The sequence below is a fragment of the Methylobacterium sp. AC690 genome, assembly GCF_979256535.1.
In genome coordinates this window covers 182,875-198,404 of the sequence record NZ_CEEDOX010000002.1, presented here as the reverse complement: position 1 = coordinate 198,404, position 15,530 = coordinate 182,875, and the positions used below count along the sequence as shown (strand labels likewise).

Genomic DNA, 15,530 nt, shown 5'->3' with positions numbered 1-15,530 from the left:
CGTGGCCATTCCTCGACGCGTGTCGGGAGGCCTGTGTCGAATTCCCTGTCTCGCTTCCCGGCCGCCGACCGCGCGCGGGAACGATTGGATCTCCCGTTTCCATGACCCTGACCAACCTGCGGAGCCAGTGGGCTCCCAATATCACGCGTGAAATCCTGGCCGGCACCGTGGTTGCCCTGGCCCTGATCCCGGAGGCGATCGCCTTCTCGCTCATCGCCGGTGTGGACCCGAAGGTCGGCCTCTACGCGTCGTTCTGCATCGCGGTCATCACCGCCTTTGCGGGGGGACGGCCGGCGATGATCTCAGCCGCGACCGGGGCTATGGCCCTGGTGATGGTGACGCTGGTGAAGGAGCATGGCGTTGGCTACCTCTTCGCCGCGACGATCCTGACCGGGCTGCTGCAGATCGCGGCCGGTCTCCTGCGTCTTGGAAATCTCATGCGCTTCGTCTCGCGCTCCGTGGTGACCGGATTCGTGAATGCGCTGGCGATCCTGATCTTCCTTGCGCAGATGCCCGAGCTGATCGGGCAGGGGACCAGCGTCTACCTGATGACGGCGGTCGGCCTCGGCCTGATCTACGGGTTGCCCTACCTGACCAAGGCGGTGCCATCGCCGCTCATCACGATCCTCGTCCTGACGGCGTTCTCGATGGTCATGGGCCTGCCGATTCACAAGGTCGGCGATATGGGGGCTCTCCCCACCGAGTTGCCGGTCTTCGCCCTGCCGCAGGTCCCCTTCACCTGGGAGACCCTGCGGATCATCCTGCCCTACGCGCTGACGCTGACCATGGTCGGCCTGCTGGAGAGCCTGATGACGGCGGCGATCCTCGACGAGATGACCGATACGGGGTCCGAGAAGAACCGTGAATGTGCCGGCCAGGGGTTTGCCAATATCGGCGCCGGCCTGTTCGGCGGGATGGCGGGCTGCGCCATGATCGGACAATCGGTGATCAACGTCTCGTCCGGCGGCCGGGGCCGGCTCTCCACGCTCTGGGCCGGGGTATTCCTGCTCTTCCTCATCGTCGTCCTCGGCCCCTACGTGGCACAGATTCCCATGGCGGCTTTGGTGGCGGTGATGATCATGGTGTCGATCAACACCTTCCAATGGGGCTCCCTGCGAACGCTCGTGACGCATCCGAAAAGTTCGAGCGTCGTGATGGTGGGGACCGTGGCCGTGGTTGTGGCAACGCACGACCTCGCCAAGGGCGTGCTGTTCGGGGTGGTTCTCAGCGGCCTGTTCTTCGCTCACAAGGTGACGCGCTACTTCTCCGTGGCTTCCGAGCGGACCGGCGCGGTGCGGACTTATCGGGTGACCGGGCAGATCTTCTTTGCGACGGCGGAAGCCTTCCACGGCGCGTTCGATTTTCGCGAGGCCGGTCTGGCGGGGATCGTTCTCGACCTCACAGCGGCCCACTTCTGGGATATCAGCGGGGTCAACGCCCTCGACCGCGTGGTGCTCAAGTACCGCCACCACGGTGTGGCGGTGGAGATCGTCGGCATGAACGCCGCGACCGCCACGATGGTCGAGCGCCTGGGCACCCACCAGAAGCCCGGCGCAGCCCTCGCGGCAGGCAGTCATTGACGGACGGCCTGGCCCGCAACCTGCAGGCGGAACTGGCCAGGCCGGAGCCCGGATGCCATTGACGGCGCGTGGGTCGGATTGCGATCAGGCCCCGCTATCGCTCGGCTGTCGCGCCGGCGCGTTAGGTTGATACTGGCGCCGGGCGCCGCAGCCGGCGCGAGCCGGCAGCAGGCATCGCCCGGATTCGAGGAGGAACTGGCCATGAGCGCGCTTCACCCGGAAATCGCTGCCGTCACGGCGCGCGTGGTCGAACGCTCCGGACCGACCCGCAAGGCTTATCTCGACCTCATCGCCCGCGAGCGCGACTCGGGCGTTCAGCGCCCGATGCTGAATTGCGGCAACCTGGCCCACGGCTTCGCGGCGTCCGGCGAGGACAAGGCCGTCATCAAGTCCGGTCGAGCGATGAACATCGCCATCGTTACCGCCTACAACGACATGCTCTCGGCGCATCAGCCCTACGGCCGCTATCCGGAGCAGATGAAGCTGTTCGCCCGTGAGGTCGGCGCAACCGCGCAGGTCGCGGGCGGCGTGCCGGCGATGTGTGATGGGGTCACCCAGGGCCAGCGCGGCATGGAGTTGTCGCTGTTCTCGCGTGACACCATCGCGCTCTCCACTGCGGTGGCCCTGAGCCACGGCATGTTCGACGGCGCGGCCCTGCTGGGCATCTGCGACAAGATCGTGCCCGGCCTCCTCCTCGGCGCGCTCCGCTTCGGCCACCTGCCCATGATCCTGATCCCGGCCGGCCCGATGCCATCGGGCCTGGCCAACAAGGAGAAGCAGCGCATCCGCCAGCTCTACGCCGAGGGCAAGGTCGGCCGCGACGAACTGCTGGAAAGCGAGTCGGCGTCCTATCACGGGGCCGGCACCTGCACCTTCTACGGCACCGCCAATTCGAACCAGATGATGATGGACGTGATGGGCCTGCACATTCCCGGCGCCTCCTTCATCAACCCCGGCACGAAGCTGCGGCAGGCCGTGACCCGGGCGGCGGTACACCGCCTCTCCGAGATCGGCGCCTCGGGGAACGATTACCGGCCTCTTGGGCGCTGCATCGACGAGAAGGCCATCGTGAATGCGGTCGTCGGTCTGCTCGCCACGGGCGGTTCGACCAATCACGCCATCCACCTGCCGGCGATCGCGCGGGCAGCCGGCATCATCCTGGACTGGGCGGATTTCGATCGTCTCTCGGCCGTGGTGCCGCAGGTGGCCAAGGTCTACCCGAACGGCTCGGGCGACGTGAACCACTTCCATGCCGCCGGTGGCATGTCCTACGTCATCGCCAGCCTGATCGATGCCGGGCTCCTGCACGACGACATCCTCACCGTGGCCGGCACGCGTCTGCGCGACCATGCCCGCGACCCGAAGCTGATCGACGACGAGCTCGTCTTCGAGGATGCCCCGGAGCGCTCGCATGACGAGAGTATCCTGCGCAGCCCGGCCAAGGCCTTCCAGCCCGACGGCGGCATGCGTCTGGTGAAGGGCAATCTCGGCCGGGCCACCTTCAAGACCAGCGCGGTCGACCCGGCACGCTGGACGATCGAAGCGCCGGCCCGCGTCTTCGACGATCAGGACGACGTCATGGCCGCGTTCAAGGCCGGCGAGCTCGACCGGGACGTGGTGGTGGTGGTGCGATTCCAGGGTCCCCGGGCCAACGGCATGCCCGAATTGCACAAGCTGACTCCGCAGCTCGGCGTTCTGCAGGATCGGGGTTTGCGCGTGGCCCTCGTCACCGACGGACGGATGTCGGGCGCTTCCGGCAAGGTTCCGGCGGCCATCCATCTCAGCCCCGAAGCGCTCGGGGGCGGTCCGCTGGCCAGGATTCGCGATGGCGATGTCGTACGCCTGAGCGCGGAGGACGGCGCCCTGGAGGTCCTCGTCGACCCGGCCGAGTGGGAGGCTCGGGAAGAGGCCTCCGCGCCGCCACCGGCCTTCGGCACGGGGCGTGAGCTCTTCGCCTTCATGCGACACGGAGCCGACGGGGCCGAGCAGGGCGCCTCCGCCATGCTCGCCGCTGCCGGCCTCTGAACTCTCCGCCCTCGCTGCCAAGGACGTTGCCCATGACCACCATCGATGCCCTGATGCGCTCCGTTCCCGTCATCCCGGTGCTGGTGGTGGAGGAGCTCGCTCAGGCCGAACCGATTGCCCGGGCCCTGGTGGCCGGCGGCCTGACCGCCTTGGAGGTCACCCTGCGCACGCCCGCGGCCCTCGATGTGATCCGCGCCATGTCGCGGGTGGAGGGCGTCGTGGTGGGAGCCGGGACGGTCCTGAACGCGCGCGACCTCGACGCGGCGATGGAGGCGGGTGCACAGTTCATCGTGAGTCCCGGCCTGACCGATCCACTGACCCGCGCCGCCCTCGCGCGTGGGGTGCCCTACCTGCCGGGTGTCGCCAATGCGGCGGACATCATGCGCGGGCTCGATCACGGCCTCGACCGGTTCAAGTTCTTCCCGGCCGAGGCCGCGGGCGGCATCAAGGCACTCAAGGCGCTGGCTGGTCCCTTTGGGCAGGTCCGATTCTGCCCGACCGGCGGCATCTCCGAAGCAACCGCCCCGGACTGGCTCGCCCTGAAGCCTGTGCTCTGCGTCGGTGGAAGCTGGGTCGTTCCGCCGGGCGCTCCGGAGCCGGATCTCATCCGGCGCTCGGCCGAAGCGGCCCGTCGCCTGCGGGCCGCCTGACGATTTCCCGGCCGGTCGACACTCCCGAAGGCCGTGCTTGATTGCGGCCGGAAAAAGGCTAGCCTGACTGGACGAGCGCTTGGAGGGGGACGTTCCGGCCCAGAGTTTCAGCCTCCGGCCGATACGCGACCTCAAGCCTGGCATGCCTCGTGCAGACCTGTTCCAGGTGAACCAAAAGCTTGGTTCCCGGTGCAGAGCGCCGTCAGGCGCGGCGGTGGGGGAGAGCGATGCAGTCCAGGCTCACCACGTACATCTTCATCGGGATGCTGCTCGGGATTGCCGTTGGCTACCTGTGCAACATCACCTGGCCTGACCCGCAGACCTCCAAGGAGATCTCTGGATACATCGCCCTGATCAGCGACGTCTTCCTGCGTCTGATCAAGATGATCATCGCGCCGCTCGTCTTCTCGACCCTCGTCGTGGGCATCGCACATATGGGCGATACGGCCTCGGTGGGACGCGTCGGCGGCAAGGCGATGCTCTGGTTCGTGGGCGCCTCGCTCTGCTCGCTTCTCCTTGGCCTGGTGATGGTCAACATCCTGCGGCCCGGCGACAACCTGAACCTACCGCTGCCCGATGCCGGCACCACCACCAATCTCAAGGCCGCCTCACTCTCCCTCAAGGAGTTCGTCACCCATCTCGTGCCCAAGAGCCCAGTGGAGGCGATGGCCAACAACGAGATCCTTCAGATCGTGGTCTTCTCGATCTTCTTCGGCGTCGCGCTTGCAGCCCTCGGTACGAAGGGCAAGCTGCTCGCACAGGGGATCGAGGGGCTCGCCGATGTGATGCTGAAGATCACCGGCTACGTGATGGGCTTCGCCCCGATCGCCGTCTTCGCCGCCATCGCCGCCACGATCACAACCCAGGGCATCGGCGTGCTCGTGACTTACGGCAAGTTCATGCTGGAGTTCTACTTCAGCCTGGCGATGCTGTGGTGTCTCCTCGCCCTGGCCGGTTTCGCCCTCGTCGGATCGGCGATGAAGCGCCTGCTCGACCTGATCAAAGAGCCCTTCCTCCTGGCCTTCTCCACCGCCTCCAGCGAGGCGGCCTATCCGAAGACTTTGACCAATCTCGAGCGCTTCGGCGTGCCGAACAAGATCACCTCGTTCGTGCTCCCCATGGGCTATTCCTTCAATCTCGATGGGTCGATGATGTACTGCACGTTCGCAGTGATGTTCATCGCTCAGGCCTACAACATCCCCCTGACGCTCGGGCAGCAGCTCACCATGCTCCTGCTCCTGATGGTGACCTCGAAGGGCATGGCGGGCGTGCCCCGCGCCTCCCTCGTGGTCATCTCGGCGACGCTGACCACCTTCCAGATTCCGGAAGCGGGGCTGCTCCTCATCATCGGGATCGACCAGTTCCTCGATATGGGCCGCTCGGCCACCAATGTGCTGGGCAACAGCGTGGCGACCGTGGCGGTGGCCAAGTGGGAGGGTCAGCTGACGCTCACCGACCAACGCCTGGACCGTGACGTCAGCCCGCTGCCGGAGCCGGCCGAGTAGCAAGCGGCCGCGCGGGCGTCGTGCGGCGACGTTCGGTGCCCCGGGTACTGCTTCGTGGCGAGGTCTCATATGTCAGCACGTCGCGCCATCATCGGGGCCTTGGCCAGTATCGGATTGCTGGCGAGCGGCGGATCGGCATGGGCGATCGACATTCTCTCCGGTACCCTGAAGACGATCGGCGAGACCGGCATCGTCCGTCTCGGCTACCGAGAGAATTCCCTGCCATTCTCCTTCAAGGACCCCTCCGGCCAGCCCGTCGGCTACGCCCTCGACCTCTGCCTGGAGGTCGTCGATGACATCGGCAAGGAACTCGGGCGCAAGGATCTGAAAGTCGTGTACGAGCCGGTGACGTCGGAGACGCGCATCGCGGGGTTGACCTCCGGCCGGATTGACCTCGAGTGCGGCTCGACCACGGCGAATGCCGAGCGGCGGAAGCTGGTGGCCTTCTCGCCCGTCACTTTTTTCAGCGCAACCAAGCTCCTGGTCAAGCGTGGTGCTCCGGTCGGTTCGTTCCGCGATCTGGCCGGCCGGACGGTGGCGGTCACCGCGGGCACCACCAACGAGGGTGTCCTGCGTGCGCTTTTCGCCCGTCTCAGCATCCCCGCCACCGTGGTCACCGGGCGCGACCACGCCGAATCTTTCGCGATGGTCCGGGACGGACGGGCCGATGCCCTCGGTCTCGACGACGTCCTGCTCTATGGGCTGATCGCCGCGGCGGGGCCGGACGGCTCCGCCTACACGGTCCTGCCGGACAAGCTGTCGTTCGAGCCCTACGGGCTGATGTTCCGCAAGGATGATCCGCAACTCGCCGGCCTCGTCGCCGCGACCTTCCAGCGCCTCGCCGAGTCCCGTGAGCTGCGCTGGCTCTATGAGCGCTGGTTTCTCAAGCGCCTGCCGACCGGCATCCGCCTCAACGTGCCGATGTCGGATGAGCTTCACACCAATTTCCAGGTGATCGGCCTGCAGGATTGACGGTCCGATCAGTCTCGAGCGGCGGCCGCGCACGTCCTTCGTCGCTCAGCCCGATTCGGTGCGCGTCGTGAGAACGCGTCCGCTGCGTGTCGCAGCAGTCGGGCCGTCCCAGGCAGGGATCCGCAGCATTCCGGGCAAGATGACTCGCAGAATGGCGCGAGGCGAAGGATTTTGGAAAAATTCTCCTCGAGTTCCCCGCTGTCTAAATGTGTCAAAGGTCACGGATTATTCCGTATTTTCGAGCACTTGCCCCTGTCTTACTCCGTCGGGTCCGACCTCAGATGGACCTTGGGAAGGCTGAAAACCTGCCCTCGAAACAGTCACTTAGCCGTCTGCGGAGCGTTGCAACGCCGCAACAGCGTCTTGGAACCGCCACGCCGATCACGATTCCGAGTTGCCGCCGGGAACCGCCTCGCACAGAGTGATCCTGCGCTGGGGGCAACGCCAGGGCAGCAAGACAATTTCCAGCGGTCAACGCTTGGTCATTTAAAAACAAAGGGCCACGCGACACCGGGATCCACTGAGATCTCGGGCGCAGTAAGCCTTCCCTCGGGTCTCGAAGCTTTTGGAGATATCAATGAAGCTCTTGAAGAGCTCGCTTCTCGCCTCAGCGGCAGGTTTTGCTGCGGTCGCCGGAGCACAGGCAGCCGACCTCCCGGTCAAGAAGGCTGTCCCGATCGAATACGTCCGCGTCTGCTCCGCTTACGGCGCCGGCTTCTTCTACATCCCGGGCACCGACACCTGCATCCGTCTCTCGGGTCGCGCCCGCCTCGACGTCGGCTACCAGCCGACCGGTAGCCGTTCTGGTACGAACGGTGACACCACCGGCTACATCGGATTGGCCCGCATCAACGTCGATGCCCGCACGCAGACGGCCTACGGCACCCTGCGCGCCTTCGTGCGTCTCCAGTTCGCCTCGCGCACCGGCGCCACCGGCGGCCTCCGCTCCGGAACCCAGGAGCGCATCGGCAACGCCTTCGGCGCTACTGGTCAGGATCAGAGCGGCCGCGCCCAGCAGTTCGTGAACACCGACAAGGCGTTCATCCAGTTCGCCGGCCTCACCGCCGGTCGCGCTTCCTCGTTCTTCGACTTCTACGCCCACGACTTCGAGTTCGCCGGCGCGACGGCCAACTCGGACCTGCAGTCCACCAACCTGCTCGCCTACACGAGCAAGCTCGGCGACAGCGGTCTCTCGGCCACCATCTCGCTGGAAGATCCGACCTTCCGCCGCAACACCATCTACTCGCAGCAGTTCGGCACGAACAACAACTTCGCTCCGGCGGGTTCGCAGGCTCAGAACGTTGCAGTTTCTGGTGCGCCGTCGCCGGTTCTGATCGGCTTCAACAACGTGACCGGTGTCGGCACCTACGGCAACGTCGATGTCGCGCAGCGTAACCGCATGCCTGATTTCGTCGGCGTGCTTCGTTACGATGCCGCCTGGGGCTCCCTGCAGCTTTCAGGTGCCGTCAAGGAGCTGAACACCGGTAACACCATCGCCGGCACCGCGACCAACGCCAGCGGCGGCATCCTCACTGCTCCGTTCATCCCGGGTGTCAGCGGTGCTGCCCCCGTAACGCAGCGTACCGCCAGCGAGTATGGCTGGGCCGTCCAGGCTGGTGCCAAGATCAACCTGCCCTTCATCGCCCCGGGCGACACCCTCTACCTGCAGGGCGCCTACGGCGAGGGCGCGACCCTCTACACCGGTTACTCCTCGTACAACGGCAGCTACGCCTCCCGCGCCAGCACCATCAACGGCGCTGCGTTCGACCCCTACATGTCCGACGCCACGCTCAACCCCTTCACGGGCAAGATCGAGCTGTCCACCAGCTTCACGGTTGTCGGTTCGCTGCTGCACTACTGGTCGCCTGAGTGGCGCTCGGCCGTGTTCGCCAGCTACGGTGAGCTGAACTTCGCTCGCGGTGCTCGCGCTGCCAACGCCGCCGTCTTCCAGACGCTCGGTTCGACCGGCCAGTTCACGGGTGTTCCGGGACAGGCGTCCTTCGCCGTCAGCCCCGTGCTGCGTGACAACTACCAGATTGTCGCGGGCGCCAGCATCATCTGGTCGCCGGTGAAGGATCTCGATATCGGTCTGGAGGGCTTCTACACCAAGGTTGGCGTCCAGAACGGCCGCGTGGTTGATATGACGCGCTCCAACGGCAACGTGACTGCCGCTAGCCTCGCCAGCGGCGCTGTCCGGACTGTGACGGCTGACGACACCTTCCAGATCCGCGGCCGCGTCCAGCGCGACTTCTAAGTCGACGGAACGGCTTGATCCGGGCTCCGTGCGAGCCCGGGTCTTCACGACTTCGAACCTTCGAGACATGCGAACTGGCCCGGCTGAAAAGTCGGGCCTTTTTGCGTGTCGTGTACCGATGGTCGTAAGCGAAAGTGAGTGACACCTCCGCAGCTGAGCCGTTCGGCACGAGCTTTGCCAGGGGCGGGAGCGATGTCAGGTTGGACAGCGCGAAATCAACGATTGCGGCGGCTCGTCCCGCTGCTACGTTGCCCAGGTCAGTCCCGTCGATCGCCGAAGCGTGATCGACCTCCCGGAGTCAGCCCGCAGATGCGTTCGTGTCACCAGAGATCCACCCTGTCAGCTGTCGCCGTCAGCTTTGCGCTGTCGGTGCTCGCAGCAGGGAGCGCCCAGGCGCAAGAGCTCACCGGAACCCTGAAGAAGATCAAGGAAACGAATACGATCACCATCGGCTACCGGGATGCGTCGGTTCCGTTCTCCTACCTCGACGGCGACCAGAAGCCCGTCGGTTACGCCCTCGAGATCTGCCAAAAGATCGCCGAGGCCGTGAAGACGAACCTCAAGCTTCCGAACCTCGAGGTGAAGCTGAACCCCGTGACCTCGGCGACCCGGATTCCGCTGATCGCCAACGGCACGATCGACCTCGAGTGTGGTTCGACGACGAACAACGCCGATCGTCAGAAGCAGGCCACCTTCACCAACACCCACTTCCTGACCGCCACCCGCTTCGTCGCGAAGAAGTCGGCGCATCTCGACAAGATTGAGGATCTGAAGGGCAAGACCGTGGTCTCGACCTCGGGCACCACCAACATCCGTCAGATCAACGAAGCGAACACCGCGCGCAACCTTGGCCTGACCATCCTGCCGGCCAAGGATCATGCCGAGGCCTTCCTGATGGTCGAGACCGGCCGCGCGGTCGCCTTCGTCATGGATGACGTGCTGCTGGCCTCCCTGGCCGCCAGCTCGAAGGACCCCGGTGCTTACGCGATCTCCAGCGAAGCACTGTCGAAGCCCGAGCCGTACGGCATCATGCTGCGCAAGGATGACGCGCCCTTCAAGGCCGTCGCCGACGAAGCCACCGCTAAGCTCTACAAGAGCCCGGAGGGCAAGGCGCTCTACGACAAGTGGTTCACGAAGCCGATCCCGCCGCGCGGCATCAACCTGAACCTGCCGATGAGCGAGGCCATGGTGAAGGCATTCGCCTCGCCGAGCGACAGCGCGGACCCGGCCGCGTACTAGACTCGACGCACCATCGTCGCGCGTTCGGACGCCTCGCCCCTCACGGGGCGGGGCGTTCCTCCGTGGAGGAGGGCCTCTCCTCACCGTCGGCTGGTCCGATCCGCACGGCGAGGCGCTCCAGGGTGGCAAACAGCACTGGCCACTCGATCGGCTTCGCGACATGCGCGTCCATGCCGGCGGCGCGGCACCGCTCCATCTCCTCGGGCATCGCATTGGCGGTCAGCGCAATGATCGGCATGGGATAAGACCCATGCAGCCGCTCCCGGGCCCGGATCACCTGAGTCGCCGCGAGACCATCCAGTCCCGGCATCTGCACGTCCATCAGGATGAGGTCGGGGTGTTCCGCGGCGAAGGCCGCTGTCACCGCCTGCTCTCCGTCATCCACCACCGTAACGGTGTGACCCTTGTGGCGCAGCACCGTCCCGATGATCTCCTGGTTGATCGAATTGTCTTCCGCCAGCAGGATGCGCCAGCGCTGCGGCGATGGTCGGCCGAGGGTGGCGAGCCGCGCGCGTTCGGTCTCGTTCTCCGTCTCAGCGAGCCGCAGCGGCACCTCGAACCAGAAGGTGGAGCCCTCGCCGACCTGGCTCCGGGCGCCGATCTCACCGCCCATCAGGTGCACAAGCCGCTTGCAGATGGTGAGACCGAGACCGGTTCCGCCGTAACGGCGCGAGATCGATCCGTCCGCTTGCGCAAAGCGCTCGAACAGGTGGGGCAGGGCATCCTCCGGAATGCCGATCCCCGTATCCACGAGTTCGATCCGCAAGGCCGAACGGCGCCGCGAACCGATATCCGGAACCGGCTTCCAGGCTGCCCGCATGGTGACGGAGCCGTGCGGCGTGAACTTGATGGCGTTGGTGGTCAGATTGAGGATGACCTGGCGCAATCGGGTCGGATCGCCCAGGACCCAGTCCGGGACGTCCGGTCCGATCTCGGTCACGATGCGAACCTCGCGGCCCTGTGCGATCTCGACACTGAGTTCCCGACAGCCCTCGATCAGCCGGATCAGGCTGAAGGGGAGCGACTCGATCACGAGGCGGCCTGCTTCCATCTTCGAAACATCGAGGATGTCGTTCACGATGGTCAGGAGCGAGCGCCCGGCTTCCTGTGCGAGACCGACGAGGCGTGCCTGATTCTGGTTGAGGCTGGCATCGCCCTGAAGAAGATCGTGCACACCAAGGATGCCCGCCAGCGGCGTCCGCAGCTCGTGGCTCATGGTGGCCAGGAATTCCGCCTTCGCGCGCACGGCGGCCTCGGCTTCGATACGGGCGCTGTGCAGGTCGGCTTCCTGTCTCTGCCGCTGCGTCACGTCGCGGATCGCCTGGATGACCTGGGTCTCGCCCTGGGCCTGAATTCTCCGAAAGGCGGCCTCGACCCAAAGGTCCTGCCCGGAACGGTGCCGCATCCGGTAGATCACCGATCCGGTCGGCTGCTCGGGACCGAGCGCGTGCAGAATGGCCGTGAGGTTTGCGATGTCCTCCCGGTGCACGAGGGTCCGCAGACCCATGCGATTGGCCTCTTCCACCGTGTAGCCGAGCATGCTCGTCACCGCTGGCGAGATGTAGAGGTGGCGCCCGTTGGCATCGTCGAGGACGATGAGGTCCGAGGTGTAATCGGCCAGCAGGCGATAGCGCGCTTCGCTTTCCCGCAGGCGCTCGTCCGCGGCACGCTGCGAGTTGGAATTCGCCTGAACCGGGGCCAAGGACGCCTCAGCTGGCCCGTCATCTGATCGGACTCGTCTTGAGACGAGTTCGACAGAGGGCTGGTCGGGATCGGTGTCGATCTCCTCCGGTCCCTGAGGGACCGCCGATCCGGCTTCGGTGGTGAGATGGTCGGGCCTCGGCGGCGCAACGTCCTCTACCCTCGAAGGCCCGAGGTCGCGCAGGCTGACCAGAACGCGTCGGATCGCGTTTGTGCCCCTCGCCCGTAGCGGGATGAAGGTCGCTTCGTACGCGTTTTCCACGCCCGTGCGCGCGGACTTAACCTGGATCCGGAGGCTCGCACCCGCCGCGGCTGCCTGCTCGACGCCGCGCTGCAACAGAGCCACTTCGCTTGCAGGCAGCAGATCGCCGAATGGGCCACCGAGCGCGCCGGCACTGCCGTGGTGACTACGCGCTGCCGCGTTCCAGGCCGCGAGCCGCATCTCTCCACCGGGTCCGACCGCGACGATGAACTGCGGGTCTGGAGCCGCTTCGAACATGTCGCGCAGCAGATCGGCGTCGATCAGCCCTCGCTCCACAGTGTCACGTCCTCCGCGCAGGAGCGCCCGTGTTAAGTGTGCGATCGTCCGAAGCCCTAGGAGGGCTGCCTTCACGCCGCATCTCCCACTTGCGCCGTTCGATGCCGCGAACGGGCCCGGCTTACATCGTCTGCCAAACGCATGCCTGCGGCTTCTGCCAAGATCATTGCCTGGCCGGCTGTCGTGATCAAACCTGTGGCACGCGGATCAGCGGCGATCGAAACCGGCCTCGTGGCTTCCGACACGGTGAAGAAAAACGGACGCACGGGGCTGAGGAGGAACAGGGCGATCCGCATCGCAGGTGTCGCGATCATCGCGTCGTTGTGCTCGAGGGGCTTCCTCATATCAGTCCTGGCGGTGGTTCGGACCCTGTACCGGCGGATCGGGCTCGCTGGTACGGTCAATTTCGGCTCGTCCGGGCTCGCTTCGCGTTTGATCGCGATCCTGCTCGGGCCGGGCCCGCCGCCGACCCGCAAACGTGGCATGGGCCGCAAGGATGGGAGTGCCGGGGCGAAGACGATGCGAAGCCAGCACGGCCGGTCGGAGCTGCGCATCGGGGGGCATCGGACCTTTCGGCTCTTCTGCCATGACCGAACATCGTGACAAAGCGGTCGAGCGAGTCTGGCCGCGATACTCTATCCAATCGATTACGCCCAGGCAGCAAAAGGTAGGGGATCGGCGGACGTCATGCAACCAAAGCGGGTATGGCCGCAAGTGACGTTAGATCCGGGGCCGGCTCTGGCTGTCCTGAACGTCTTGTGGTCGAAATGTCGCCGCGCTTGATCCCGGATCAGGCGAGACCCGCCATCCGCGCGATCGGCAATATCTTTCGAACCAAACCCCGCGGGATCCTGATGTCGATTCCCCCGGCATGCGCATGGCCCCAGGCAAGTTTCGACCCCGTCTGCCCGTGTGCGCATGTCTTCTGTGGTCTTCCTGCGCCACCCCCGCGACGGGGTCGTTCCACGGATAGAAACCGCACGTTCTGAAAGGCTTCGCGCCTTGACTTCGGGTGACGCGGGGTCGCATTGCACAATCATGTGGGATGGTGCTTCCGTCCCGCCGGGATGACATTCCTTTGAAAGCCTCTAAGGTCCCGGCCGGCCCTGACCGTAGGGTTGGGATCAGGGTCGCCCGGCGCAATCATGCTTGGAGTTTGACACTTGGCGAACACGGCAGCCGATCCCGACAGCTCCCACGGCGCGCCGGACGGCACGCGTCGCGACTTCATGTTCCTCGCGACGGGTGCGGGACTGGCCGTCGGAGCCGGTGCCCTGGCCTGGCCCTTCGTTGCCTCAATGGCGCCGGATGCCGAGACCATCGCGGCCGGGGCACCCCTGGAAGTCGACCTGACGCCAATCCAGGAAGGCCAGATCGTCAATGTGTTCTGGCGCGGCAAGCTGATCTTCGTGCGCAGTCGCTCTGAGAAGGAGATCAAGGAAGCGTCCGAGGTGAAGCTTTCCGATCTCATCGATCCGCAGCCCGACTCGGCGCGCGTCAAGCAGGGCCATGCCAAGTGGCTCGTCGTCTACGGTAACTGCACGCATCTCGGCTGCGTGCCGATCGGCCATCAGGGACAGTACGAGGGCTGGTCTTGCCCCTGTCACGGCTCCCTCTACGACACGTCGGGCCGGGTGCGCCGGGGTCCCGCCCCGACGAATCTGCCGATCCCCCCTTACGTCTTCGAGTCGGACTCCAAGATCCGGATCGGCGAGGAGGGCGGCAAGGCCGTCGCCTGACACCTTGAAACAGGATTTGGAGCGGGTCGCCCCATGAGCGGACACGGCAATACCTACGTTCCCAAGAGCGCCTTGGCGAAGTGGTTCGAATCGCGCCTGCCCCTGATCGGGCTGGTGCATTCGTCCTTCGTTTCTTTCCCGGTGCCCCGGAACCTCAACTACTTCTGGACCTTTGGCGCGATTCTCATCGCCATGCTGGTGTCGCAGATCGTCACCGGCATCTGGCTGGCGATGCACTACGACCCGTCCGCCGCCAACGCGTTCAACTCCGTCGAACACATCATGCGCGACGTGAACTACGGCTGGCTGCTGCGCTACATGCACGCCAACGGCGCATCGATGTTCTTCGTAGCGGTCTACGTCCACATCTTCCGGGCGCTGTACTACGGATCGTACAAGGCTCCGCGCGAGGTGCTCTACATTCTCGGCGTGATCATCTACCTCTTGATGATGGCGACCGCTTTTCTCGGTTACACCCTGCCGTGGGGCCAGATGAGCTTCTGGGGTGCCACCGTGATCACCAACATCCTGGCCGCGATCCCCGTGGTCGGTGACACGATCCAGAGCCTGCTCTGGGGCGGCTACTCGGTCGGTAATCCGACCCTGAACCGCTTCTTCTCGCTGCACTACCTCCTGCCGTTCATGATCACGGGCGTCGTGGTCCTGCACGTCTGGGCGCTGCATGTGACGGGCCAGAACAACCCGGCCGGGATCCCGATCAAGTCGGGGAAGGACGCGGTCGCCTTCACGCCCTACGCAACGATCAAGGACGTCTTCGCCTCGGTCGTGTTCTTCGCCTTCTTCGCCTACTGGATCTTCTACCAGCCGAATTATCTGGGTCATGCGGACAACTATGTGCCAGCCAACCCGGCAGTGACGCCCGCCCACATCGTTCCGGAATGGTACTTCCTGCCGTTCTACGCGATCCTGCGTGCGGTGCCCGACAAGCTCGGCGGCGTCATCCTGATGTTCAGCGCGGTGCTGATCCTGGCGCTGGCGCCCTGGCTCGATACGTCCCGGGTTCGTTCATGCAACTACCGTCCGATCTACCGCCAGTTCTTCTGGCTCTTCGTGGTGGTGTGCATCGTACTCGGCTGGCTCGGTGCTAAGCCGCCGGAGGGTGGCTACGTCATCGCCGCTCGGATCTGCACGGCCTACTACTTCCTGCACTTCCTTCTCGTGATGCCGCTCGTCGGGCTGTTCGAGACGCCGAAGGCTCTTCCGGGCTCGATCCTCGAGACGGTGACGGGTCCGGGCAAGCAGGTGGGCGGGTCAGGGATGCCGGTTGGCGCTGCGGCCGCACCATCGTCCAAGGGTTGAGGGCAGG

At 65.4% G+C, this 15,530-nt stretch carries 11 protein-coding genes; 9 read left to right on the top strand and 2 right to left on the bottom strand.

Features of this window, described 5'->3' with window-relative positions; all coding sequences use genetic code 11:
• Positions 1-101: 101 nt before the first annotated feature.
• From AC0IY1_RS03290 to AC0IY1_RS03260, 7 genes are all read left to right on the top strand, one after another.
• Positions 102-1,580: a SulP family inorganic anion transporter gene (locus tag AC0IY1_RS03290; protein ID WP_471767724.1), complete on the top strand. Its 1,479-nt coding sequence runs from the start codon at positions 102-104 to the stop codon at positions 1,578-1,580.
• 201 nt (positions 1,581-1,781) lie between these two features.
• On the top strand, positions 1,782-3,605 hold the full coding sequence (gene edd, locus AC0IY1_RS03285) for a phosphogluconate dehydratase (RefSeq protein WP_471767722.1): 1,824 nt from the start codon (positions 1,782-1,784) through the stop codon (positions 3,603-3,605).
• Positions 3,606-3,637: 32 nt separating this feature from the next.
• On the top strand, positions 3,638-4,255 hold the full coding sequence (gene eda / locus AC0IY1_RS03280; RefSeq protein WP_471767721.1) for a bifunctional 4-hydroxy-2-oxoglutarate aldolase/2-dehydro-3-deoxy-phosphogluconate aldolase: 618 nt from the start codon (positions 3,638-3,640) through the stop codon (positions 4,253-4,255).
• Positions 4,256-4,482: 227 nt separating this feature from the next.
• Positions 4,483-5,760, top strand: a complete 1,278-nt coding sequence (locus tag AC0IY1_RS03275) for a dicarboxylate/amino acid:cation symporter (RefSeq protein WP_471767718.1) — start codon at positions 4,483-4,485, stop codon at positions 5,758-5,760.
• 69 nt (positions 5,761-5,829) lie between these two features.
• Positions 5,830-6,732, top strand: coding sequence for an amino acid ABC transporter substrate-binding protein (locus AC0IY1_RS03270; protein ID WP_471767716.1), 903 nt, complete (start codon positions 5,830-5,832; stop codon positions 6,730-6,732).
• 577 nt (positions 6,733-7,309) lie between these two features.
• A complete protein-coding gene (locus tag AC0IY1_RS03265) occupies positions 7,310-8,986 on the top strand; it encodes a porin (protein ID WP_471767714.1) in 1,677 nt (558 codons plus the stop codon).
• A 309-nt stretch (positions 8,987-9,295) separates the two neighbouring features.
• A complete protein-coding gene (locus AC0IY1_RS03260) occupies positions 9,296-10,225 on the top strand; it encodes an amino acid ABC transporter substrate-binding protein (RefSeq protein ID WP_055956274.1) in 930 nt (309 codons plus the stop codon).
• A 40-nt stretch (positions 10,226-10,265) separates the two neighbouring features.
• On the opposite strand, the gene AC0IY1_RS03255 is transcribed toward AC0IY1_RS03260, so the two are convergent.
• Complete coding sequence (locus tag AC0IY1_RS03255) at positions 10,266-12,539, bottom strand: ATP-binding protein (RefSeq protein WP_471767711.1); 2,274 nt, start codon at positions 12,537-12,539, stop codon at positions 10,266-10,268.
• The gene (locus tag AC0IY1_RS03250) at positions 12,536-12,808 is read right to left on the bottom strand and encodes a hypothetical protein (protein WP_471767709.1); all 273 of its coding nucleotides are present in this window, start codon (positions 12,806-12,808) and stop codon (positions 12,536-12,538) included. Before AC0IY1_RS03250 ends, AC0IY1_RS03255 begins: the two co-directional genes overlap by 4 nt.
• A gap of 819 nt (positions 12,809-13,627) precedes the next feature.
• Between AC0IY1_RS03250 and petA the strand changes: the two genes are divergently transcribed.
• Both petA and AC0IY1_RS03240 read left to right on the top strand, forming a co-directional pair.
• Positions 13,628-14,203 (top strand): ubiquinol-cytochrome c reductase iron-sulfur subunit, encoded by a 576-nt coding sequence (gene petA / locus AC0IY1_RS03245; RefSeq protein WP_103709775.1) that lies wholly within the window; start codon positions 13,628-13,630, stop codon positions 14,201-14,203.
• Between the two features lie 33 nt (positions 14,204-14,236).
• Positions 14,237-15,523, top strand: coding sequence for a cytochrome b (locus AC0IY1_RS03240; protein ID WP_055956262.1), 1,287 nt, complete (start codon positions 14,237-14,239; stop codon positions 15,521-15,523).
• The last annotated feature ends 7 nt before the right edge of the window (positions 15,524-15,530 follow it).